Consider the following 21,990-nt stretch of genomic DNA (forward strand, 5'->3'; position numbering starts at 1 on the left):
AATTTTAGCATATGAAAAAACAATTTTCACTTTTAGCTATGGCCGGAATTGCATTAACTACAGTTCAAGCGAATGCGGCAACATTTTCAACCATTTTACAAGAAACAACAGATGTGGTTGGGACAACGGAGTCCAGCGGTGGACCTATTTATTTATTGAAGGAATTTTTCGTAATGGGAGGTCCTTTTTGGATGACACTTCCTTTGATCTGTTTAATTTTAGGTTTGGCTTTCGCTATAGAGAGAATGCTATATTTGAATTCTGCGGATGTGAACACAGATAAATTATTAAACGAAATCGAAGAGGCTTTGAATAATGGAGGCATTGAAAGCGCAAAAGACGTGGCGAGAGATAGAAAAGGTCCTGTTGCTTCTATCGCATATCAGGCATTGACTAGAGTTGGTGATAATCAACCTTTTGATGACGTAGAACGTTCCGTTGTAGGCTACGGAGGTGTAGAAGTAGGCCGATTGGAGAGAAACCTTTCTTGGATTGGACTATTCATCGCTATTGCCCCGATGCTTGGTTTCATGGGAACAGTAGTTGGTATGGTAATGGCGTTCCAAGACATCGCTAAGAGTGGATCGGTGCAAGCGCAAGACATGGCAGGTAACATTCAAGTAGCTTTGTTAACTACATTGGCAGGTTTGGTTGTAGCAATTATCCTTCAAATTTTCTATAACTATCTTACAGCTAAGGTAGATAGTATCGTTAACAAAATGGAAGACGCTTCTATCAGCATAATGGATATCTTAGTTAGATACAGAAAATAAGAGAACGAATCAAAAAAAATGACAAAATGAAATCAATAGGAAATATCCTTTTATACATATTCGCTTTTCTTGCAGCAGCAAGTGGAGTGTATGTAATAGCCACGCCTGGCTCTCTAGACCCAGAAGTGGTATGGGACCCTAATAAAGGGGCTGTAAGCATGATTATTTGGATTACTTTAATAGCTTTATTTATTGCTTTTTTACTTTTTGTAGTTTACAAAGTAGTTGATGTTATAAAACATCCAACACACATGGGCGAAGCTATTAGAGTATTTGGAGCAGTTTTGGTCGCTCTTGTGATAGGATTTATATTTTCAGGAAGTGAAGATATTGTATTTGGCACAGGAGAAGTTTTTGATGGCGGAATGACTTCAAAATTAATAGGAACTGGCATCATAGCGACATTGACTTTGTTAATCATCGCTATTTTGTATATGGTCTATGATACCGTAATAGGATTATTTAAATCTTAAAGAATTAAAAGCAATGGCACAAAAAAAATTACCAGAAATTAATGCAAGTTCAATGGCGGATATTGCGTTCTTGCTATTAACGTTCTTTCTTATTGCATCTTCTATGGAGAAGTCTGAAGGGATTCAAAGGCAACTGCCAGATTTGAATCACGTCAATACTCAGCCAATTGAAGTTGATCAAAGAAATGCCATTGAGTTTGTAGCAAATGCATTCGGGCAAATTCTTTATAAGGAAGACCCTGATGTGGTAAGGCAAATTAACATTATAGAAGTTAAAGAGCTTGTAAAAAAACACGTAGATAATGGTGGTGGAACAAATGCTGGAGGTCAACCATGTAATTACTGCCAAGGAAACAGAGACCCTAGATTGTCTCTTCACCCAGAACAGGCGGTAGTCTCCATCAAATTTGATAAAGGAACCAACTGGGAAGATTACATGGCATTACAAGGCGAGATAGAAGCTGCTTATGAGGACTTAAAAGCCGCTTATGTGAAAAGAGCTTACAATAGAGATTGGGCAACGGTTGTACCTAATTCATCGAAAAGTAAAACGGAAGGTGATAATGCAATCATTCAAGATGCTAATTCAAAATATCCTAAAATCATTGCTGAACCTAAACCGACAGATGCATCACAATAAATTTCAAAATTATGAGTGGAAAATTTAAAGACAACAAAACAGGTGATTTACCGCAGCCATCAACTGCAGCACTTCCAGATATTATCTTTATGCTTTTGTTTTTCTTCATGATTGCTACGAGCATTAGACAATCTAGTTATGATGAGTTCATCAAAATAGAAATGCCCAAAGCAAGTGCAATGAATAAAATCATGAAAAGAGATATGATTGCATATCTTTATTTAGGAGTTCCGAAGAATAAATCCCAATACCCTCAAGATTTCCTATTGTTACTAAATGATAAGCCAGCGCAAATCAATGATATACGAGCCTGGATTGGAGATGAAAATAGCAAAAGAAGTGGACAGGATTTAATGGAATACGGATTGATAACGCAACTTACGATTGATAAAAATGCAAAAGTAGGTTACGTACAAGCCATAAAAGAACAATTAAGCTATTCACAAGCCTTCAATGTCAGTTATGCAGGTGTAAAAGCCAGTCCTGAAGTTGCTGAGTAGAATATAAAATTTAATTTATTCTAAAAAATCCATTTCTTTGCATAGAGAAGTGGATTTTTTTTAAGGCTTAAAAAATTTAATAGAAATAAGAAGATGAAGAAAATAATATTCTACATTTTAGGTTTAGTCTTTATCACAAGTTGTAAAGAAGAATCTTGGAAAGACTCAGAGCAGCAAAAGTTCATAAAGGACTGCATTCAGGCATCAAATGGAGCCGAAGGAAGTAAAGAAATTTGTGAATGCGGACTTCAAAAAGCCATGGAAAACTTTAAAACTAAAAAAGAGGCTGAGCAAGCAATCCAAAAAATGAGCGAAAAGGAAATTATGCTGATGTATGAAGATTGTTTGGATTTTCAACATGACCACCATTATCATTAAAAGATAAAAAATTAATTGTGAAATCGTAAGTCTTTAATATTTAGTTGTGTATACGTTTTTCCTTGCCAATGATTTTCCTCTATGCTATAGACAATATCAAAAAGCTCTTCTTTGATGCGAGGCAAAAGCTCTCCCATATTAAACGCAATTGCAGAGAAAATCTGCTTGGAATCCATTGAAAATAGATTACACTTCAAATGCTCTCCGTTTTTCCCTAACCTTTTTCCATAACCAGCAAAAAGAGCATTTTGGGTTAAAAATAAAGGGTTTAAATTTTCGGGGCCATAAGGCTGAAATTGATGAAGAATTCGTAAAAATTTAGGGGTAATTTCTTTGAAACTAATTTCAGTATCAATTTCGATAGAGGGATTCTTCTGATGGCTATTAATTTTTTTACTCACAGCTTTTTCAAATTTTCGCCGAAATTCAGGCAAATGAACTTCTTTCATAGAAAAACCTGCCGCATACATATGCCCGCCAAAACGCTCAAACAAATCAGAGCATTCCTCTAAGGCTTCATAAACATCAAAACCTTTAATGGAACGAACAGATGCTACCAGCTTATTGTCTTCTCCTTTTGTGAAAACTACCGTCGGGCGGTAATAAGTTTCTGTAAGCCGAGAAGCAACTATGCCAATCACACCTTTATGCCAATGCGGTTGATAGACAATATTTGTATTCTTTTTTTCCGTCTCTTTGCCGAGCAAAGCCAAGGCTTCGTCTGTAATACTATGGTCAATATTCTTTCGTTGAGTATTTAGTTTATTAATTTGACTTACATATTTTCTCGCAGTCAAGCTGTTTTCACAAGTCAATAATTTCACGGCATCGGTCGCGTGGTGAATTCTACCCGCAGCATTGATTTTGGGGGCAATACCAAAAACAATATCAGAAATATTAATATTACCCTTCTTTTCTTGAGGTAAAAGCATGGCTAGTCCCAAGCGAGGTTTTTTGTTCAAAACCTTCAAGCCATAGGTAGCCAAAACACGATTTTCACCAGTGATGGGGACAATATCGGCAGCGATGGAAACAGCGACTAAATCTAACAAAGCATACAGAAACTTTTTATCAAGATGAAATTTTGTATTCAAAGCTTGAGTGAGTTTAAACCCAACACCACATCCGCTTAGTTCTTTGTATGGGTAAGAACAGTCTTTCCGTTTAGCATCTAACACAGCAACGGCACGAGGCAAGTTTTCCCCAGGCAAATGATGGTCTGCTATGATGAAATCAATATTTTTTTGGCGAGCATATTCCACCTGCTCATTGGCTTTAATGCCACAATCTAACGAAATAATTAGATGAATATTATTATCAGCAGCAAAGTCAATTCCATCCTTAGAAACGCCATAACCCTCTTTGTAGCGATCAGGAATATAAAAAGTTAAATTGGAGTAAATTTGTTTTAAATAAAGGTAAACCAAAGAAACAGCGGTGGTGCCATCCACATCGTAGTCACCATACACCATGATGTTTTCACTTTGATTTATGGCTTTTTCTATTCTTTCTACAGCACTTTGCATGTCTTTCATCAAGAAAGGGTCATGCAAATCATCTAAACTTGGGCGGAAAAACTTCTTAGCAGAATCAAAATCATCAATCCCGCGCTGTGATAACAAAAGTGCTAAATTTTCTTCTATATGAAGCTCAGTTTGGAGTTTCCGAAGTTGATCGGATGAAGATTTAGATTTTAGAACCCAGCGTTTAGACATATTTTGTAAAGATACAGGGAATTTATGGGAAAGAAAATTTATTTAATTTAATAGAAATTTTTAAAGGCTTAGAAAATTTTGAGAAAAATAAAATAAATGACTAAAAATGAATGTCATAAAAACTTAAAACAAGTCTAAATAAATTCTTCAACTTTCAAAAATTATTTAACACCTTCTACGCTCAACACCATTTCACCTTTCAATTTAGTATTCTTCACGATTCCCAATAGTTCTCCGAGAGTCCCACGCAGGTGTTCTTCAAATTTTTTAGAAATCTCCCGACTGAGACAAGCTTGGCGTTCACGACCAAAATGTTCTACGAAATCACCCAACGTTTTCTCAATTTTGTGCGGAGATTCATAGAAAATCAAAGTTGATTTCAATTCTCTTAATTGGTTAAGTCGGGTTTGTCTTCCTTTTTTCACTGGCAAAAAACCACAAAAATAAAAATCATGATTGGGCAATGCCGATTGGATCAAAGCTGGGACAAAAGCTGTAGCCCCAGGCAAAACTTCCGTCTCAATTTCATTTTCTATACAATTTCTCAGCAAAAGAAATCCTGGGTCAGAAATTCCCGGAGTCCCAGCATCAGTTATCAGCGCAAAACTTTTCCCTTCTTTCAGCTGTTTGATGATTTCTGGGGTATGCTGATGTTCATTATGTGCATGGTGAGCGTACATCGGCGTAGAAACCTCATAATGTTGCAGAAGTTTAGCACTGTTTCTGGTATCTTCAGCTAAGATAAAATCCACCGATTTCAACACTTCAACACCACGAAATGTCATATCAGCCAAATTTCCAATTGGTGTAGGGACTAAAAATAATTTTCCCATTTTCCTAGTGAAATCTTTTGACGATTAACTCCCTTAGTCGCTCCAAGTATTCATCATCAGAGTTTCCCCAGCCCATCTCATTTTTCAGCTCCTTCAGATAAGTTAGAGAAGAAGGCAAATCATTAATTCTATTGAGCGTTTTTAGTACCAAATCCAAAGACTCGCCATCTCCTTTAAAAAGCTGTGCTCTAAAAGCAATTTTATCATTCAAATCCAATCGAATAGGGCTAAGAACTGAATTTGACTCTGGCTGAGGAACTTCTAAATCTCGCTGAGAAACATCCTCTGTCTGCTCTTGAAGTTGATGAAAAACAGGTGTATCTTCTTCATCGAGAATTTCCTTTGGCAGAGAAAGAGGCAAGTCTGTTGGTAAATCCAAATCAGCACCCAAAATTCTTTTTCTGTCTAAATATTTTACGACAATAAATTTTTCATACCAACTTCGCAATTTAATTTCTTGTAACAGTAAGCCATTGAAAGAATTCACATGAGCAATTTCTCCAGCGAAACTTTTAATTTCTTCGGTTAATTCTTTTTTGATTTCATCTAAATTTTTATTCATAAGAAAAAATGATTTCAGTGTTTGAAGATAAAAAATCTGTCAATTCAACGGATTTTTTCAAACCGTAGAAAATTATTTTTTAGGAGGAAATTTTGCTAAAATTTCATCTACCGCCTTGGGAACCACCACCGATTTTTCCTCCAATCGGTCTAAATTGATTCCCGTTCCAATGCCTTGCCACACTAGCGTATTCTGCTTAGCATCCACTAAATCAATCACTAAGGTGCCCTCGCGGTAATTTCTCGTTTGCATGGGGTTTTGCCAAAATGGCCCATAGAAAAACCACGGGTCATACCAACGGTCTACAACTACTCTATTCTTGTTAGCGGCAGAAATACTCACAATTAAATCAGCAGCATTTGCATCTTGCACAGGGGTAAAACCTTTGGCTGCTAGATTTTTGCCAATGGCAGTCACGACACGTTTTTTGTCTAAACTATTCATTTCTAATTTTTCCAAACCCTCTTGGTGGTAAGCAAAAGTTTTGTACTGGCTGAAGTCGGCATTTCTATCAAAATCAGAAGAAACACTTACTGAACCACAGGACGTTAGCCATAGGAAACTAAAGAAAATAAGACTAGAAAATATTGTTTTCATGTTTGAAATTGTTTTTTTGAATGACAAACAAAAATTATTCCTTATCAAAAAAATAAACTAATATTTTAATTTGTTTTTTTGAAAAAGCCCCGTTTCTTCAAATCCGTAGAGGCAATGTTTTTAGCCGTTTTCACCGCCATAGCCATGCTTGAGAAGGTGCTTTTCACTCAATTGTAATTTTATGAACTTTTGGGCTGGAATAATAATCTTATTTTCAAAAAAAAAGATTTTTTTTCATAGATTGATGATAAAACCGACTTTTTCTAAATCTTCATAAAAATTAGGGTAACTTTTAGTCACGACCATGGGGTCTGCGATTGAAATTTTCTCTCGCAATGCCCATGGAGCAAAACACATTGCCATTCGGTGGTCATTATAGGTTTCTATTACAGGATTTTTCAAGCCTTGAGAAAAAGAAAGTATTTCAAAAGAATCGTCGGTAATTTTTGTTTCCACGCCAAATTTTTGAAGTTCAGATTGCAATGCGGCTAAGCGATCAGTTTCCTTAATTTTGAGCGTGTGAAGCCCCGTTAGCTTCGTTTTAATTTTCATTGCAGCTGCCGTTACAGCGATGGTTTGGGCAATATCAGGAGTAGCATTCAAATCTAGTTCAAAATTTTTGGGTGGCTGAAAGTGAGGAATTTTTTTAAGGCTTATAAAATTTTCTGAAGCTTCCATTTCTACGCCAAAATAGAGTTGGTATATTTTCCCAGTGGCTGCATCGCCTTGGCGGCTGTTGGGGAAATAATGAAGAAGCTTAACCTCAGCTTTCTCTGCAAGAGCAACCATTGAAAACCAGTAAGATGCTGAGCTCCAATCTGATTCGATTTTTAAATTTATGGGCAAAACGTGAGTAGGATAAATGGTAACGCCATTTGGTTCAAAGTTTACCCTTACACCAATTTTTTCTAAAAGAGCTGCTGTCATTTCCAAGTACGGGCGGGATGTGAGCTCAGTTGTGAAAGAAATTTTACAAGGCTTAGCAAATCGACTTGCGACCAACATCAGAGCAGTAATGTATTGGCTGCTAATATTTCCTGGGATGCTGAAATTAGATGGGCTCAAACGCTGCCCTTGAATTTGTAGCGGAGGAAATTTTTCATTTTCCAGATAATCTATCTTCGCTCCCTGCTCTCGTAGCGCTTCTACGAGCGGGTAAACAGGGCGTTGGTGCATCCGTTCGGAACCTTTTAGAATAATTTTTTTTCCCTGACAAAGTGCAAAATAAGCTGTCAAAAATCGCATGGCCGTGCCAGCGTGGTGAATATCAATCTCGCCTGAATCTGAATCTAAAGCCTTTTCTAGCAGCAACGTATCATCAGCATTAGACAAATTTTCCAATCTAATTTGTGGGAAAAGTTTTTGCAAAATCAATCCACGATTGCTTTCACTTTTAGACCCAGAGATATTTATTTCTCCGTGAATGACGGCACTGGGGTGAGAGAGGTGCAACATTATTTCAGTTTAGGATTGTTTTGATGCCTATTGTGGTCTCTTTTCGTTTTAGCCTCTATTTTTTTCTGAAAAGCAGCCTCCAAGTCCACACCAGTTTGGTTTGCTAAGCAAATAGCCACAAAGATGACGTCGGCTAACTCTTCGCCTAAATCTTTGTTTTTATCAGATTCTTTCTCTGATTGTTCCCCATAGCGGCGAGCAATGATGCGGGCAACTTCGCCGACTTCTTCAGTGAGTTGAGCCATATTAGTTAACTCGTTAAAATAACGAACCCCATGAGACTGAATCCACTCATCGACTTGCTTTTGAAGCGGTTTTAGCGACATAAAAAAATTTAACGTTAAAGTTTGAATTTTAAAAATAAATAAAAAAAGCATTATCTAATGATTTTCCCCCTAGAAAATTTTTTAAGCCTTAAAAAAATATTAAAAAAACAATGAAAATAGATGAATTTATTCCGAATTTTGGGAGCATGAAGTTAGAAACGCTTTTGGCAAATATCACGGCACATTCGGGCATCAAAGACCCTTATGCCGCCACGCATTTACCGATTTATAACACGGCTACATTTGATTTGAGCAAACAATATGGCGATGAAATTTTTGATTATTCACGTTCTGGAAATCCGACAAGACAAGCGCTTGAGCGAATTTTCGCCCTTGCAGAAGAAGGCAACGGTGCGTGCTGCACCAATACAGGTTTGGCAGCGGTAGCGTTGCTGTTTGAAAGCGTTTTAGCGCACGGCGAAAAAATCATTGTAGAAAAAGATTGCTATGGTGGAACGTTTCGCCTGTTGAGCGTTTTGGCTGAAAAAAATAAAATTCACACAACTTTTTTAGACCTTTCTGATTTAGAAAATTTAGAAAAACATTTGAAAGAAAATAAAGTTAAATTGGTCTTGTGTGAGTCACCGACAAATCCTGGGCTGAAAGTCTTGGACTTAGAAGCGATTGCTTTGATTTGCCATAAACACGGCGCATTGTTTGCCGTAGATAACAGCATGGCGACATTTGCCTCGCAAAAACCCTTGAGTTTGGGCGCTGATTTTTCAGTTTTTTCTACGACTAAATACGTCTCTGGGCACGGTAGCATTACGGCAGGTGTTTTGGTGAGCAAAGAGGAAGCGTGGAATGAAAAAGTACAATATTACTGCAATGCACAGGGGAGAGCACAGTCTCCGATGGACGTTTTTATAACCTCTTTGGGACTTTCGACGCTGGTGACTCGTATAGAAAAACAAGCTGAAAATGCTGGAATAATTTATCAATTTTTGAATGAAATTTCACAGATTTCAAACCTGAGATTTGTGGGAAGCCCTGAGCATCCGCAGTTTGAACTGGCGAAACGGCAAATGAAATACACACCAGCAGTATTGACTTTTGAAATGGAAAGTGAGCAACGAGCACATATTTTGATGAAAAATACTCGATTCATCGGGCAAAAAGTAAGCTTTGGCACGTCAGATTCTCGCATGGAAATTCCATCATTGATGAGCCACGCCTCTAAAAAACCAAGTGCGGGTGCAGAAAATGATTTTTCAAATAAAACCATCCGCTTTTCGGTAGGATTGGAGCATCCCGATGATTTAAAAGAAGATATTTTACAAGCCTTAAAAAATTGATAATGAATTATTTCCCATTGATACCAACAGGTGAATTTATTCCGCAAGACAATCCGCATGCGGTTTCGGTTTCTTTGCCATTTTTTCAAGATATTATTGATTACGAGGAAGAAAAACCAGCGTTGCTCCAGCAAATGAGAAGTGGCTATCCACGTTTTTTTGTGAATGGTTTTGTGAAACAAATTATTCTAAAGTTTAGAGAAGAAAATGTCATTTCACCAGAATTTGAAATTTTTGTTTTGCCTAATGAGCGTATTTTAAAAATTATAGAAAATAAAATTCTTCAGCCGCTAGATTATTCAGAAAAATGGGGATTATTTTTTGTGAAAATCGATAAAAAAGATAAAATTTTTAAAGCCTTAAAAAAAATTATTCGAAACATTGGTGCAATTGTAAGTTCCAGAAGGGCAGAAGATCTTTTGTATGACAAAAATTGGATTGGAAATCGGTTTGAAGAAGAAATTATAACAGAAAATGCACCTAATAAAATTAAAAATAGTTTGGCAAAGGCTTATGGCTGCAAGCCTAGCGATGTATTATTGGCCAATAGTGGGACTAATGCTGTTTTTGCAGCAATAGAAACTATTTTAAGACTTCAAAATAAATCTAAAAATGGGAAAATTGTACAGCTGGGTTGGCTTTATTTGGATTCTCAAGAAATCATACAAAACTATGATTCTGAGTGTTATGTGCAGCTAAATGCTCATGATAAAAATGCCCTGGAAAATTATTTGGAGAACAATTACCAAAATCTGAGTTGCGTGGTAACGGAGGTAATTACCAATCCGTCGTTGCAATGCGTAGATTTGCCGTGGCTGAGAGAACTTTGTTTGAAATATCATCTCCCATTAATTGTAGATTCTACGCTTGGGACGCCTTATTTAGTTGATGTTTTACCGTATTGTGATGTGGCGGTAGAAAGTTTAACAAAATTTGCCTCTGGCAATGCAGATGTGCTGATGGGAGCCGTGATTGTTAACCCAAGTTTTGAGAGAGGAAAAGCTTTTTTACAAACATCAGAAGATTTTTTGATTTTGCCGTATCAGCGAGATGTAGAGCGGTTGGCATTTGAAATTTCAGGTTATGAAAATCGAGTGAAGCAAGCAGCTGAAAATGCACACCAGCTCTATGAATTTTTGAAAAAGCAAGATTTTACAGCTAAAATTTATGCCGTTCAAGAAGGTAAATCACGAGAGAATTATAAGAAAATTGCAAAAACCAGCATCCCTGGGGTGCCACTATTGGGGCTTGTTTTTAAGGGGAATATTCGGGCGTATTACGATATGTTGCCATTTGCGAAGGGACCAAGCTTAGGCACCGAGTTTACGCTGGCAATGGCGTACGTTTATTTAGCGCATTACGATTTGTTGCAAACGGAAGCAGGTATTGATTATTTAGAAAAAAACGATTTGAACCCGAATTTGTTGCGAATTTCTGTAGGAGCGGAACCCATTGAAGAAATTTTAAAAGCTTTTAAAAATTTATAAAATATCTCAGGGGTTTTTAAGTTTTTATTATAAAAATTTATTTTTTCTTGTACAGAACAGGGTTGAGCTCTTCATCGTTGTACATTTTCATTTGTTTATAAACTTTCATTTTTTTATATCCGCTGGCTAAGTCAGCTAAAAGTTCTTCTATGGCGGTAGATAAATCCTGTTTTTGTTCGTACAAAACATGGAGTTTCTCAGCAGATTTCGCTTGATGTTCAGCAGAAGCATCGTCTCGTTCTGCCTCCTCTTTCATATGATAAATTTTCAAGGCTAAAATAGAAAACCGATCCATTGCCCAAGCAGGACTTTCGGTATTAATTTTAGCATTGGGAAGCAAACTCACATTCTTATATTTATTTAGAAACCAACTGTCTATGTACTCTACGGTATCTGTTCTTTCTTGGTTAGATTGATCAATCCAACGCTTTATTCTCAAAGCTTCTTCAGGATTGATTTTGGGCTCTCGGATAATATCTTCCAAATGCCATTGGACTGTGTCTATCCAGTTTTTTCGATACAATAAATGCTCGAAAGATGAAGAGTCATACGGATTTTGAATTTTAGCATTGACACTATCTGTTTGATGATAGTCTGCGATGCATTGCTCAAAAATTCTCCAAGCTTTTTCAGTTAATTTCATTTCAGAATTTTAAAAGTAGTGAATAAACCTTCCATTTGCGTAAGGTAATCTCTTTTTTTGCTTTTTCCTTGATTGAGCGGCGCAAATAGAATTGCATCAGCGATGTAGAGTTCCTGATTTTCTGTGTCTAAGATGACCTTGGTCGTATATGGACCGCCCATCTGAGATAGTGACATAGACCACCAACCTTGGCTTTCATAAGTTTTTTGCTTATTTTGATTCTGAATTAATTTGAAGTCAAAAAAATCGCGTAAAACAGGCTCGGGCTCGGTTTGTATAAAGTCTGAAACCAATAATTTGATAGAGTCTACACCAATGTACTGATATTCTGGTTCACGGGCTCCCTTGGTGTATTTAGCATTGACACTATCTCTAATTTTAATTAAATCCAGCAGCTCTAAATCAGATTTTTTGAAAGGAACTTTATAAACTAAAATATTCAAAATATCGTTAGAACTATGGTTTACAATATTATTGTTAGCAGTCCTGTTATGCACGGTGTTGACTTCATCTTTTCTAAACCAAACAAAGTTTTTATTTTCTTCAGCTAATTTAAAGTCATTGGGGATTAGTAGATTAATTCCTAATTTCTCCAGTTGCGGGGTTGATTTACTTTTTTCTTTGAAACCTTGCAATAAAAATGTACGGTCTGCCCAGCGATAAAGGTCTAAAATTGAGTCTTGGTTTTGATAAAGTAACTCAAGAATTTGTTCGTTAGACTCACCAGAAACATTTACAAAGCCTTGAGGTTTAGCGTATTTATCTTTTGATAGTTCAATTTTAGGAGCACCTTTTTCTATTTTTAAAACTAAGCGTGTCCGTTTAAAATTATCAAAAACACCCATACTAAATGGGCGAGTAGCGAACATCACTTCAGGGGGGTAATATAAGCCTGGAAAAACTTTACCAAAGAGCAAAGTATCATTTAAGCCTGGCTCTAGCTTGTCATATAAAAGAGGATCCGAAAAAACGGAAACCAAGTTAATAGGGCCACTAGAATCAGGCCGGTACGAAGATTCTTGCTCTTGATTCGATTTTTTTTCGCACCCGTAAATCAATAAAGCGGCAAAAAAAATAAAGCTTAATTTATTGAACAAGTGCATACGAGAAAAATTTAAAGATTAGGATTATTAATTTCCTCTTTTTTCTCTGATTTTTCGTCTTCTTTGGTTGCATCTTTGAATTCTTTAATTCCCGAACCCAAACCTCTCATCAGCTCAGGAATTTTTTTACCACCGAATAACAATAAGGCTAAAATCACTAGGGCAGCAATTTGCCAAGGGCCAAATGCGCCTAAAAATATAGTTGAAATCATTTTTTAAATTATTTATGGTTCAAAGTTAATTAAAATAATCATTACATACCAATAACCCAAGCAGCTGGATTTTGTTTTACCGTTCCTTTCCAGATTTGGAAATCCAAAATGGTGTTATTGTCATTATCAGTATAAATCGTCCCAAGACTCTGTTTGGTAGAAATTTTTTGCCCTTTAGAAACACTTACCTGGCTCAAGTTATTGTAAACGGTAAAGTATGTTCCGTGTGAAATCATAACCGCCTTGTTCCCTCCCTGCACCAAAATCACTTCTTGCACCACTCCTTCAAAGACTGCACGAGCTTGCGTTCCTTTTGCGGCTGCGATTTTTACGCCAGCGTTATTTTCATAAATATTTTTGAGGATTGGGTGCGGTTGGCGTCCAAATCCACCTACAACTTCGCCGCTGGCAACAGGCCAAGGCAATCGCCCTTGATTGGCTGTAAAGCTATTAGACAGCGATTCCGTTTCAGCTGTAGAAGAATAAGTTTTTTCTGATTCCTCGTTTTTTGCAGGTTCTTTTTCAGTTTTAGGCACTTCTTTTTTCGCTTCAGTTTTATTAGCAGCAGCATCCCGAGCTTCTTTAGCTTTACGTTCTGCTTCTAATTTTGCCAAGCGTTCTCGTTCTCTGCGAGCCTCTTCTTCTTTTCTTTTACGTTCTGCCTCCGCTTTTTCTCGAGCAATTCTAATCTCTTCTTGAATTATGGCCTCAATTTGCCCTTCTAATTTCTTGTTTTCTTGTTTTTTAGCCTCTATTTGGGTAGCAATTTGAGATTCATTGGCACGAAACTCTTGTAAAACTTTATTTTGTTCTTGCTTTTGAGTTTCTAAATTTTTCTTCAGCTCATTTCTCTGAGCCAGCAAGGCCTCTTTCTCATTTTTAGCTTTTTCCCTTTTACTGATTGTCAGCTCAATATCCTTTTGCTTTTGCTTAATTTCATCAGCTTTTTCATTCTGGTAGCCCGAGTATTTTTCTAAGTATTTAATTCGTCTGAAAGCCTCGGTAAAATTTTTACTAGAGAGAATAAAAAGAATTTTATTATGCAAAGACTTATTTTTATAAGCGTTGACCAAAACATCTTTATACTCTTTTTTGAGTTCAGACAATTCACGTTTTAGCTTATTGATTTGAAGCTGGGAGAGATAGATTTCATCTTTCAGGGCTTGAGTTTCTTTTGCGGTTGTTTTTAGTAATTCATTTTGTGCCTTGATTTTATCCTCTAATTGCTTAATGTACAAAATAGATTTTTTTGACTCAGATTTACTTTGATTCAAACTCTTATTGAGTCGAGCAATTTCTTGTTGCAAGGCACGACTCTCTTTTCTAAGCTTTTCTTTGTTGTACTGCGCATTTAGGCTAGAGCAAAAAAGAAAACTAAAAAACAGAAGCAAAAAATATCTCATAAAATCTATTTATTTTACCTCTCTTTTAGAATATCCACTCGGGATTTTAAAAGGAGCTTGCATTTCTTCAAAAGTAAAATTATTATAATCTAATTCAATTGCCCCAGGCTTTTGGCTGTTTATCAAAATTTTAACAACTGAAGGTAAATTCATGCCTTGCAGATTTTGCCATTCGCTGTAGTTGGCGATGATTTCCGTTTGATTTTGCGTATCTTGAATTTTGATAACTCTCAGACGATAATTAGTATCAAAAAGGAAAGAATGAATATACTCTCCCTTTTTGTTAGAATTTTTCAAGGCTTTATTTTTTTTATAAGAAAGCTCATATTCGCCCGAAGCCTCATTAGCCGTAAACTCATAATTATGTAGACTTGCGAGTAGAGGAGCTTGCCCGAGTAGAAGTTGCTGAACTTTTTCATAATCAAAGAAATCTACATTGAATTGTTCATTCAAATAGCTCAAATCCTCATCAATGTAAGTGCGGTCTAGAATTTCATAAGCCTTCACACCAGCAGGGGAAATCAAGGCTCTAGCTCCAGTGATGCCCAACATAGAAGCGTTGAGCCATATTTTTTTATCTTTTTCGATGTAGAGTTTCAGCGTTACATTGATGTTTTTTTTATTAATATTTGCGTTTAATTTAGATTTGATTTGAATGGCTTTGAAATCGGGAAGCTGCTTTTGGTAATTATTCCAAAATTGCTGAACAGATTGTTCTACAACATCGCCGCTAGCTTTCACAATTTTTTTCTGTATTCCGCAAGAGAATAAGAAAAAAGCAAAAAATCCGTAGAGAAATATAAATTTACGTTTCATGTTTTACCTTTTTCCAGTGCTACCAAATCCGCCTTCGCCACGAGCGGTGTTTTCTAATTCCTCTACTGCATTAAATTCAACTGTTTCGTGCTTGGCAATTACTAATTGGGCAATTCTATCGCCATTATTTATGGTGAATTTTTCAGCAGAAATATTCGCTAAAATCACTTTCACTTCGCCTCGGTAATCGGAATCTATGGTGCCCGGTGAGTTGAGGCAAGTGATGCCGTGTTTGATTGCCCAACCGCTGCGTGGGCGAATTTGCCCTTCAAAACCTTGCGGGATTTCTAAAAATAAACCAGTCGGGATTAAAGCTCTTTCCAATGGCTCTAGAGTGACTGGTGATTCTAAATTGGCAGTTAAGTCAAGTCCAGCAGCACCCGCAGTTTTGTGTTCTGGTAGAGGATGTTGCGATTTGTTGATAATATTGATTTTCATAATAAATTTTTAATCGTTTGTTTTTCAATGAAAAAAATAAGGCTTAAAAAAATAAAAAACAATGAATTTCCTACCCATAAATTTTGTGAAAAGCCTAAATAACTAATCATTGAAAAAATAATTACAAGTGCTAAGTAAAATAAAATTTTTCTTTTACGGTAAGGAATGTGATAATTTTTTTGCCCGATGATGTAAGAAATCACCATCATTACCGCATAAGCAACCAGCGTTGCCCAAGCCGAAACCATAAATCCTAAGAAAGGAACTAAGGCGAGATTGAGTATAATCGTTATGCCAGCGCCAGCCCAAGAGATGTAGCTTCCGATTTTGGTATTATCTGTCACTTTGTACCACGTAGATAAATTGTAATAAATCCCGAAAAATAAATTGGAAATCACAATCACTGGGACGATGTCAATGGCCAGTAGGTAGTCAGGGTCGGTAATGATTAAGTTTTTGAGCCAAGATAAATTGGTGATGATGCCTAAAGCGATGATGGAAGCTACAATGCTAAAGTATTCCGTTATGCGCGCATATTTGATTTTGGCATCATTGGCCTCCATTTGCTTGAAGAGGTAAGGCTCTACACCCATGCGGTAGGCCGTGACAAAAAGTGTCATCAGCACGGCAAGTTTATAGCAGCCACCGTAAGCGCCCGCTTCTACTTCAGAGACGATGAAACGCTGCACTACTTTATCAAAATTTTCATTGACCATGAAAGCAAAACCCGCAATCATAATGGGGTAAGCAAAACGAAACATTTTCTTGAATAAACCATAGTCAAACTGAATTTTTAGCTTTAAACCAATCGGTAATAGCATCAGAATTCCTGCTAAACTACCAATCAAATTACTGAAAAAAGGAAAGGCGACCTTCTCATTTAAACCAAAAGAAGCGGATACCGAGTAAGGAATAACCAAAAATAGTAACATAACGGCAAGCGTCTGAATCGTGATTTGCCCTACACGAATAGCGGAATACGCCACCGCTTTATTCCTGAACCGAAGCCACGCATATGGAATCACACAAAGCGTGTCAAAAAAAGCAATCCAGCCAAACCAAGTGATGTACTCAGGGTTTTCTTCATAATTTAAAAGCTGGGCAATGGGTTCTCTTAAAACTAAAATCAATAAAATAAAAACAAAGGCATTGAAAAATAAAAACCAAAATGAAGTGTTAAAAACTTTTTGGGTTTCATTTTTATCTTTTGCGAATCGAAAAAAAGCCGTCTCAAAACCAAAAGTCAATAGAATATTCACAAAAGAAATTAAGGCGTACAAATTAGTGAACTTAGCAAATTCTGCCACGTTGATGTGCTCAAAATAAAATGGATTGAGCAAAAAAGTAATGACCCGAGGCAGAACCGCCCCAATGCCATAAATGATGGTTTCGCTAATTAATCTTTTGTACAAAATAACTCTTTAAGATTACAAAAATCATTCATCTTTCTCATTCCGCAAAATCTATTCTTTAAATTTATTGACAATCATTTTTTTTAAGCCTTAGAAAAACGGTGAGCAGCGATTGTTTTTTTTAATAATTCATAAAGGTAATTTGAAATAAACTATGAAATCATGAAGTGAAACACGTGAAATTATGATAAAAACACATGGAAATTTTTTAAGGCTTTGAAAATTTTGAAAAATAAAATGTAAATTTAGATATTATATTTGTAAAAATGACGATGGGTATAGAAAATAAAAACATTGGCGTAGTCGGCAGTGGAAGTTTTGGGACAGCAATGGTGAAAATGCTACTAGAAAATGCTGCTACCGTGAATTGGTGTGTACGAGACGAAACGTTAAAAAATCATATTAAACAAGAGAAAAGAAACCCAAACTATCTTTCATCCGTAGCGTTTGATGTAGAGCGGCTAAATCTCACAACGAGCATCGATCAGCTTGTGCATCAGTCAGATATCATCATTTTTGTAGTCCCGTCGATTTATCTTTTAGAAACCCTGAAGCCGTTGACAATTAGTCTAGAAAATAAAATCATCATCACAGCCATCAAAGGATTAATTCCCCAATCTTGTGAAATCATTGGAGATTATTTTATGAAAGAATATGGCGTAGCAGAAGAAAACATTGGTGTAATTGCGGGCCCTTGCCATGCAGAAGAAATAGCTTTGGAGAGGTTAAGCTATATCACTTTAGCATTCAAAAACGGAGAAAACCTGAACCGATGCCGACGACATTTGAAGTCTGATTTTGTGCGAGTTACCCCGAGTGATGACATTTATGGAACAGAACATTCCGCCGTGCTGAAAAATGTGTACGCCATCTCTGCTGGCATTGCCAATGGGCTTAATTATGGCGATAATTTCATCGCCGTTTTGCTCAGTAATGCCATTCGAGAAATGGAAGAGTACCTGAAAATCATTAGCCCTATAGACCGAAACATCAATAACTCTGTTTATTTAGGCGATTTATTGGTGACAGGATATTCCTATTTTAGCCGCAACCGAATGTTTGGCAATATGATTGGCAAAGGCTATACCGTGAAATCAGCTTTGATGGAAATGAATATGGTGCCAGAGGGCTATTATGCCACTGAAGGTATCTTCAAAATATCAGAAGAAAATGGCTTGAATCTACCGATTTTGGAAACTGTGCATAAAATTTTGTATCAAGAAAAAAATCCTCGAAAACAGTTTAAGAAATTAACGAAAAAAATAGACTAAAAGCTTAATTTAAAAATTTTTTAAGGCTTAAAAAAAAATTAAAAAAAATCATTAAATGGAGGAGCAAGACTTTTATCATAAAGTTTACAACGTTACACGGCAAATTCCGCTAGGGCGAGTAACCACCTACGGGAGCATAGCTAAATTCATCGGCGCCCCACAATCTGCCCGAGTGGTGGGTTACGCACTCAATGCCAGTCACGGTTTACCCGATGTTCCAGCACATCGGGTGGTGAATAGAAAGGGTTTACTCACAGGGAGACATCATTTTGCAACCCCTGATTTGATGGAAAAAAGATTGAAAAAAGAGGGAGTGAAAGTTGAAAACAATCAAATTATAAACTTTGAAAAATATTTATGGCAACCAGAACAGCATTAAACAATATCGATTTAGATACCGTAGAAATGACGTTGGATATTATGAAATACGTCATCAATCGAATCACTACGACGGACCCTTTCCTAGGTGAAATTCAATCTGAGGAAGAATTATTTAACTTAGTCGGTGAAACCATTACCGAAGAAGGAATCGGTGGTGAAATAGCCTTAGATAAATGGAAGAATATTCTCTCAAAAGCTTGCACAACGATAGACCACCCAAGGCATTTGGCATTTGTGCCAGCAGCGCCGTCGAGAGCAGCCGTTTTGTTTGATTTGGTGGTTTCGGCAAGTTGTATCCACGGGGCGTATTGGCTAGAGGGAGCTGGAGGTATTTTTGCAGAAAATCAAGCGATGAAATGGCTGGTTTCTTTGACTGGTTTACCAAAAGGAGCTTTTGGCGTTTTCACCTCAGGCGGAACGGCGGCAAATTTATCAGCAATAGTGACTGCCAGAGAAGCTTGGCGAAGCAACAAGCTAGAAAATCAAACCAAGAAAGGCATGATTTTGACTAGCGTTGGCGCACATTCCTCTATCAAAGCCATGGCAAAAGTGACTGACGCAGAAGTCATACTAGTAGAGACAGAAGAGCAAATGACGCAACAGGAATTAGAACAAAAATGGGCAGAACTGCCATCTGAAATCAAAGAGCGAATCTTTGCAGTAGTAGCAACAGGCGGAACTACCAACGCTGGGATCATCGATGATTTAAAAGGTGTGGCTAAATTTTGTCAAGATAAAAAACTGTGGTTTCATGTCGATGCAGCTTATGGTGGAGGAGCTTTGGCAGCAGACAGCGTGAGGCACTTATTTAATGGGATAGAGGAAGCTGATAGTATTACTATCGACCCGCACAAATGGCTTTTCTCGCCTTACGATTGTGGAGCGGTAATCTACAAAAAACCAGAATTAGCACGAGAAGCTCATGCGCAACATGCAAGTTATCTTAAAATTTTTGATGACCCACGAGCACAAGGATTTAACCCCTCAGACTACCAAATTCAGTTGACGCGGCGTGTCCGTGGTTTGCCGCTATGGTATTCGCTGGCCATGCACGGAACACAGGTTTACAAAAATGCCATTGAAAGAGGAATAGAATTAGCCCAGATTGCTGCAAAAAAAATTGAGCAGAGAGAAAATTTAGAATTAGTAAGAGAGCCAGGCTTGAGCTGCGTTTTGTTTAGGCGAAAAGGTTGGTCAGCAGAAGAATACAAGCTATGGACGTATGAAAACATCCGCAAAAACTTTGCTTTCGTAACGCCAACACAATGGCAAAGCAATGGCAAAACAGAAAGTGTTGCGCGTTTCTGCTTTATAAACCCAGATACGACAGAATCAGATATTGATAAAATTCTAGATTCAATGGAATAAAAAAATAAGCCTTAAAAAAATATAATTTGGTACTCAAAAAATTAATCACTAAATTTGCGTACAATTTAGCGATAAAAAGTCACTAAAAGAGCCTCTACCGAAGCTCTTTTTTTGTTATTACAGATTTTGGTATGAAAGAAAAAGTAGAACAATTGATACAAGAAGCGTTGGAGGAAAATCCTTCTCTGTTTCTAGTAGATTGGGAAATTAATACAGAAAATCACATTGAAGTTTTGGTGGATGGAGATGAAGGCTTACCAATAGATGAGGTAGTGCGTATTAGCAGACACATTGAGCATAACTTAGATCGTGATGAGGCTGATTTTTCTTTGACGGTTTCTTCACCTGGTGCCACCCGCCCGCTAGAGATTCCTCGCCAATTTAAAAAAAATATTGGCCGAAAGTTGAAGGTGAAAACAGATGGGAAGGAGTTTAAAGGTGAATTGATAGAAGCAGACGAAGAAAGCATTACTTTGCAATGGAAACAAAGAGAGAAAAAACCGCTAGGTAAAGGAAAACATACGGTGACAAAGGTGGAAAAAATTGCATATGAAGCAGTGAATAAAGCAACGGTAGAATTAGAGATTTAAAAAAAATTATGGACAATCAAGCTTTAATAGAATCCTTTATTGAATTTAAGGATGAAAAAAATATAGATCGGATTACTTTAATGGCCATTTTGGAAGATTCTCTGAAATTGGTTTTGAGAAAAAAATATGGTTCAGATGAGAATTTTGATATTATTGTAAATCCAGACAAAGGAGATTTGGAAATTTGGCACAATCGGGTGGTGGTAGAAGATGATGAATTGGAAGATGAAAGTGCTGAAATTTCTTTGACTGATGCTCGAAAGATTGAGGAAGACTTTGAGGTCGGGGAGGAGGTTTCTGAGCCAGTTTTGATTAAAGATTTAGGGCGGAGAGCAATTCTAACCTTGAGCCAGAACCTTAAAATGAAAACCCTTGAGCATGATTATGCAAATATCTATGAAAAATTTAAAGAGTTAGAAGGTGAAATCGTGAGCGGCGAAGTACATTACATTCAGCGAAATCACGTTATCATCGTTGATGATGAGCAAAATGAAATGATTCTGCCCAAGCAGCAGCAAATCCCTTCTGATTTCTTCAAGAAAGGGGAAACAGTGAGAGCCGTTATTCATGAAGTTGTATTGAAAGGGAACAAACCGCAGATTGTACTTTCGCGTACGTCGCCTGTATTTATGGAACGCCTTTTTGAACAAGAAATTCCAGAGGTATACGATGGGTTAATTACCATCAAAAAAGTGGTGAGAATGCCAGGCGAGAAAGCAAAAGTGGCAGTGGAATCTTATGATGATAGAATAGACCCAGTGGGAGCTTGCGTGGGAATGCGTGGCTCGAGAATTCATACCATTGTGCGTGAGCTGAGGAATGAGAATATAGATGTGATTAATTTTACCAATAATGAAGAGTTGATGATTCAAAGAGCAATGAGTCCAGCTCAGGTTTCTCGCATTGAGATAGATGAAGAGAATAAACAGGTGAAAGTTTATGTGAAACCAGACCAAGTTTCTAAAGCTATCGGTGCAAAAGGCTCAAATGTGAGGTTGGCTTCTCAGCTAATCGGCAAAGAAATTGATGTGTTCCGAGATGAGCCACAGGAGGAAGATGTGGAATTGATTGAGTTTTCTGAAGAATTTGATGATTGGGTGATCGAATCATTGCACAAGATTGGCTTAGATACGGCTAAAAGTGTTTTAGCTCAAGATGTTGATTATATTGTAGAAAAAGCTGATTTAGAGGTAGAAACGGTAGAGGCCATTATGACAATTCTCGCAAGAGAGTTTGAAGAATGATTATAAACAAAGAATAGAATAAAGAAAAAGTGCAAAATTCTTGTTAAATTTGCACGTTGATATAAAAGAAATAAA

Annotated in this window: 25 protein-coding genes; 12 read left to right on the top strand and 13 right to left on the bottom strand. The window is 36.9% G+C overall.

All coding sequences use genetic code 11. The annotated features are described in order from the left end of the window. The first annotated feature begins 11 nt into the window (after positions 1 to 11). The 5 genes from QOX03_RS00585 (at position 12) to QOX03_RS00605 (ending at position 2,764) form a co-directional block, all read left to right on the top strand. Positions 12 to 773 (top strand): MotA/TolQ/ExbB proton channel family protein, encoded by a 762-nt coding sequence (locus tag QOX03_RS00585; RefSeq protein WP_283671071.1) that lies wholly within the window; start codon positions 12 to 14, stop codon positions 771 to 773. 26 nt (positions 774 to 799) lie between these two features. Then, positions 800 to 1,246, top strand: a complete 447-nt coding sequence (locus QOX03_RS00590; protein WP_283671072.1) for a hypothetical protein — start codon at positions 800 to 802, stop codon at positions 1,244 to 1,246. A gap of 13 nt (positions 1,247 to 1,259) precedes the next feature. Continuing rightward, complete coding sequence (locus tag QOX03_RS00595; RefSeq protein ID WP_283671073.1) at positions 1,260 to 1,886, top strand: ExbD/TolR family protein; 627 nt, start codon at positions 1,260 to 1,262, stop codon at positions 1,884 to 1,886. 11 nt (positions 1,887 to 1,897) lie between these two features. Further along, positions 1,898 to 2,386 carry an ExbD/TolR family protein gene (locus QOX03_RS00600; protein WP_119057197.1) on the top strand — a complete coding sequence of 163 codons (489 nt, stop codon included), beginning with the start codon at positions 1,898 to 1,900 and terminating at the stop codon, positions 2,384 to 2,386. A gap of 93 nt (positions 2,387 to 2,479) precedes the next feature. Further along, on the top strand, positions 2,480 to 2,764 hold the full coding sequence (locus QOX03_RS00605; RefSeq protein WP_283671074.1) for a hypothetical protein: 285 nt from the start codon (positions 2,480 to 2,482) through the stop codon (positions 2,762 to 2,764). 11 nt (positions 2,765 to 2,775) lie between these two features. On the opposite strand, the gene recJ is transcribed toward QOX03_RS00605, so the two are convergent. From recJ to QOX03_RS00635, 6 genes are all read right to left on the bottom strand, one after another. After that, positions 2,776 to 4,479, bottom strand: coding sequence for a single-stranded-DNA-specific exonuclease RecJ (gene recJ, locus QOX03_RS00610; RefSeq protein WP_283671075.1), 1,704 nt, complete (start codon positions 4,477 to 4,479; stop codon positions 2,776 to 2,778). Between the two features lie 161 nt (positions 4,480 to 4,640). Continuing rightward, positions 4,641 to 5,312, bottom strand: coding sequence for a 16S rRNA (cytidine(1402)-2'-O)-methyltransferase (gene rsmI / locus QOX03_RS00615; RefSeq protein ID WP_283671076.1), 672 nt, complete (start codon positions 5,310 to 5,312; stop codon positions 4,641 to 4,643). 4 nt (positions 5,313 to 5,316) lie between these two features. Next, positions 5,317 to 5,874, bottom strand: coding sequence for a DUF8457 domain-containing protein (locus tag QOX03_RS00620; RefSeq protein WP_283671077.1), 558 nt, complete (start codon positions 5,872 to 5,874; stop codon positions 5,317 to 5,319). Between the two features lie 72 nt (positions 5,875 to 5,946). Further along, the gene (locus QOX03_RS00625; RefSeq protein ID WP_283671078.1) at positions 5,947 to 6,471 is read right to left on the bottom strand and encodes a DUF4136 domain-containing protein; all 525 of its coding nucleotides are present in this window, start codon (positions 6,469 to 6,471) and stop codon (positions 5,947 to 5,949) included. Between the two features lie 234 nt (positions 6,472 to 6,705). Further along, a complete protein-coding gene (locus QOX03_RS00630; protein WP_283671079.1) occupies positions 6,706 to 7,926 on the bottom strand; it encodes a 3-phosphoshikimate 1-carboxyvinyltransferase in 1,221 nt (406 codons plus the stop codon). After that, positions 7,926 to 8,252, bottom strand: coding sequence for a nucleotide pyrophosphohydrolase (locus QOX03_RS00635; protein ID WP_119057190.1), 327 nt, complete (start codon positions 8,250 to 8,252; stop codon positions 7,926 to 7,928). Before QOX03_RS00635 ends, QOX03_RS00630 begins: the two co-directional genes overlap by 1 nt. A 110-nt stretch (positions 8,253 to 8,362) precedes the next feature. Between QOX03_RS00635 and QOX03_RS00640 the strand changes: the two genes are divergently transcribed. Further along, on the top strand, positions 8,363 to 9,547 hold the full coding sequence (locus tag QOX03_RS00640) for a trans-sulfuration enzyme family protein (protein ID WP_283671080.1): 1,185 nt from the start codon (positions 8,363 to 8,365) through the stop codon (positions 9,545 to 9,547). Between the two features lie 2 nt (positions 9,548 to 9,549). Continuing rightward, a complete protein-coding gene (locus QOX03_RS00645) occupies positions 9,550 to 11,034 on the top strand; it encodes a PLP-dependent transferase (RefSeq protein WP_283671081.1) in 1,485 nt (494 codons plus the stop codon). A 37-nt stretch (positions 11,035 to 11,071) separates the two neighbouring features. Here the strand turns inward: QOX03_RS00645 and QOX03_RS00650 are convergent, their stop codons facing one another. Genes QOX03_RS00650 through QOX03_RS00680 form a run of 7 tightly spaced genes read right to left on the bottom strand, consistent with a single transcriptional unit; the run spans position 11,072 to position 17,061 of the window. Beyond that, the gene (locus QOX03_RS00650; RefSeq protein WP_283671082.1) at positions 11,072 to 11,677 is read right to left on the bottom strand and encodes a DUF4254 domain-containing protein; all 606 of its coding nucleotides are present in this window, start codon (positions 11,675 to 11,677) and stop codon (positions 11,072 to 11,074) included. Beyond that, positions 11,674 to 12,780, bottom strand: a complete 1,107-nt coding sequence (locus QOX03_RS00655; protein WP_283671083.1) for a DUF4837 family protein — start codon at positions 12,778 to 12,780, stop codon at positions 11,674 to 11,676. The genes QOX03_RS00650 and QOX03_RS00655 overlap by 4 nt, the downstream gene beginning before the upstream one ends. An 11-nt stretch (positions 12,781 to 12,791) precedes the next feature. Next, on the bottom strand, positions 12,792 to 12,992 hold the full coding sequence (locus QOX03_RS00660; protein WP_119057185.1) for a Sec-independent protein translocase subunit TatA/TatB: 201 nt from the start codon (positions 12,990 to 12,992) through the stop codon (positions 12,792 to 12,794). Between the two features lie 41 nt (positions 12,993 to 13,033). Next, positions 13,034 to 14,395 (bottom strand): peptidoglycan DD-metalloendopeptidase family protein, encoded by a 1,362-nt coding sequence (locus QOX03_RS00665; protein WP_283671084.1) that lies wholly within the window; start codon positions 14,393 to 14,395, stop codon positions 13,034 to 13,036. Positions 14,396 to 14,404: 9 nt separating this feature from the next. Beyond that, positions 14,405 to 15,211, bottom strand: a complete 807-nt coding sequence (gene lolB1, locus QOX03_RS00670; protein ID WP_283671085.1) for a lipoprotein insertase outer membrane protein LolB1 — start codon at positions 15,209 to 15,211, stop codon at positions 14,405 to 14,407. Between the two features lie 3 nt (positions 15,212 to 15,214). After that, positions 15,215 to 15,649 carry a dUTP diphosphatase gene (dut, locus tag QOX03_RS00675; RefSeq protein WP_119057182.1) on the bottom strand — a complete coding sequence of 145 codons (435 nt, stop codon included), beginning with the start codon at positions 15,647 to 15,649 and terminating at the stop codon, positions 15,215 to 15,217. After that, positions 15,646 to 17,061, bottom strand: coding sequence for a lipopolysaccharide biosynthesis protein (locus QOX03_RS00680; protein WP_283671086.1), 1,416 nt, complete (start codon positions 17,059 to 17,061; stop codon positions 15,646 to 15,648). The genes dut and QOX03_RS00680 overlap by 4 nt, the downstream gene beginning before the upstream one ends. A gap of 266 nt (positions 17,062 to 17,327) precedes the next feature. Here QOX03_RS00680 and QOX03_RS00685 point away from each other — a divergent pair, with 266 nt between their 5' ends. The 5 genes from QOX03_RS00685 (at position 17,328) to nusA (ending at position 21,915) form a co-directional block, all read left to right on the top strand. Beyond that, positions 17,328 to 18,332 (top strand): NAD(P)H-dependent glycerol-3-phosphate dehydrogenase, encoded by a 1,005-nt coding sequence (locus tag QOX03_RS00685; protein WP_283671087.1) that lies wholly within the window; start codon positions 17,328 to 17,330, stop codon positions 18,330 to 18,332. Positions 18,333 to 18,387: 55 nt separating this feature from the next. After that, a complete protein-coding gene (locus tag QOX03_RS00690; protein ID WP_283671088.1) occupies positions 18,388 to 18,711 on the top strand; it encodes an MGMT family protein in 324 nt (107 codons plus the stop codon). After that, positions 18,690 to 20,081, top strand: a complete 1,392-nt coding sequence (locus tag QOX03_RS00695) for a pyridoxal phosphate-dependent decarboxylase family protein (protein ID WP_283671089.1) — start codon at positions 18,690 to 18,692, stop codon at positions 20,079 to 20,081. The genes QOX03_RS00690 and QOX03_RS00695 overlap by 22 nt, the downstream gene beginning before the upstream one ends. A gap of 131 nt (positions 20,082 to 20,212) precedes the next feature. After that, on the top strand, positions 20,213 to 20,671 hold the full coding sequence (gene rimP / locus QOX03_RS00700) for a ribosome assembly cofactor RimP (RefSeq protein ID WP_283671090.1): 459 nt from the start codon (positions 20,213 to 20,215) through the stop codon (positions 20,669 to 20,671). A gap of 8 nt (positions 20,672 to 20,679) precedes the next feature. Continuing rightward, on the top strand, positions 20,680 to 21,915 hold the full coding sequence (gene nusA, locus QOX03_RS00705) for a transcription termination factor NusA (protein ID WP_283671091.1): 1,236 nt from the start codon (positions 20,680 to 20,682) through the stop codon (positions 21,913 to 21,915). Positions 21,916 to 21,990 lie beyond the last annotated feature (75 nt).

Source organism: Candidatus Ornithobacterium hominis (assembly GCF_951229915.1).
In the GTDB taxonomy this organism is placed as follows: Bacteria; Bacteroidota; Bacteroidia; order Flavobacteriales; family Weeksellaceae; genus Ornithobacterium; species Ornithobacterium hominis.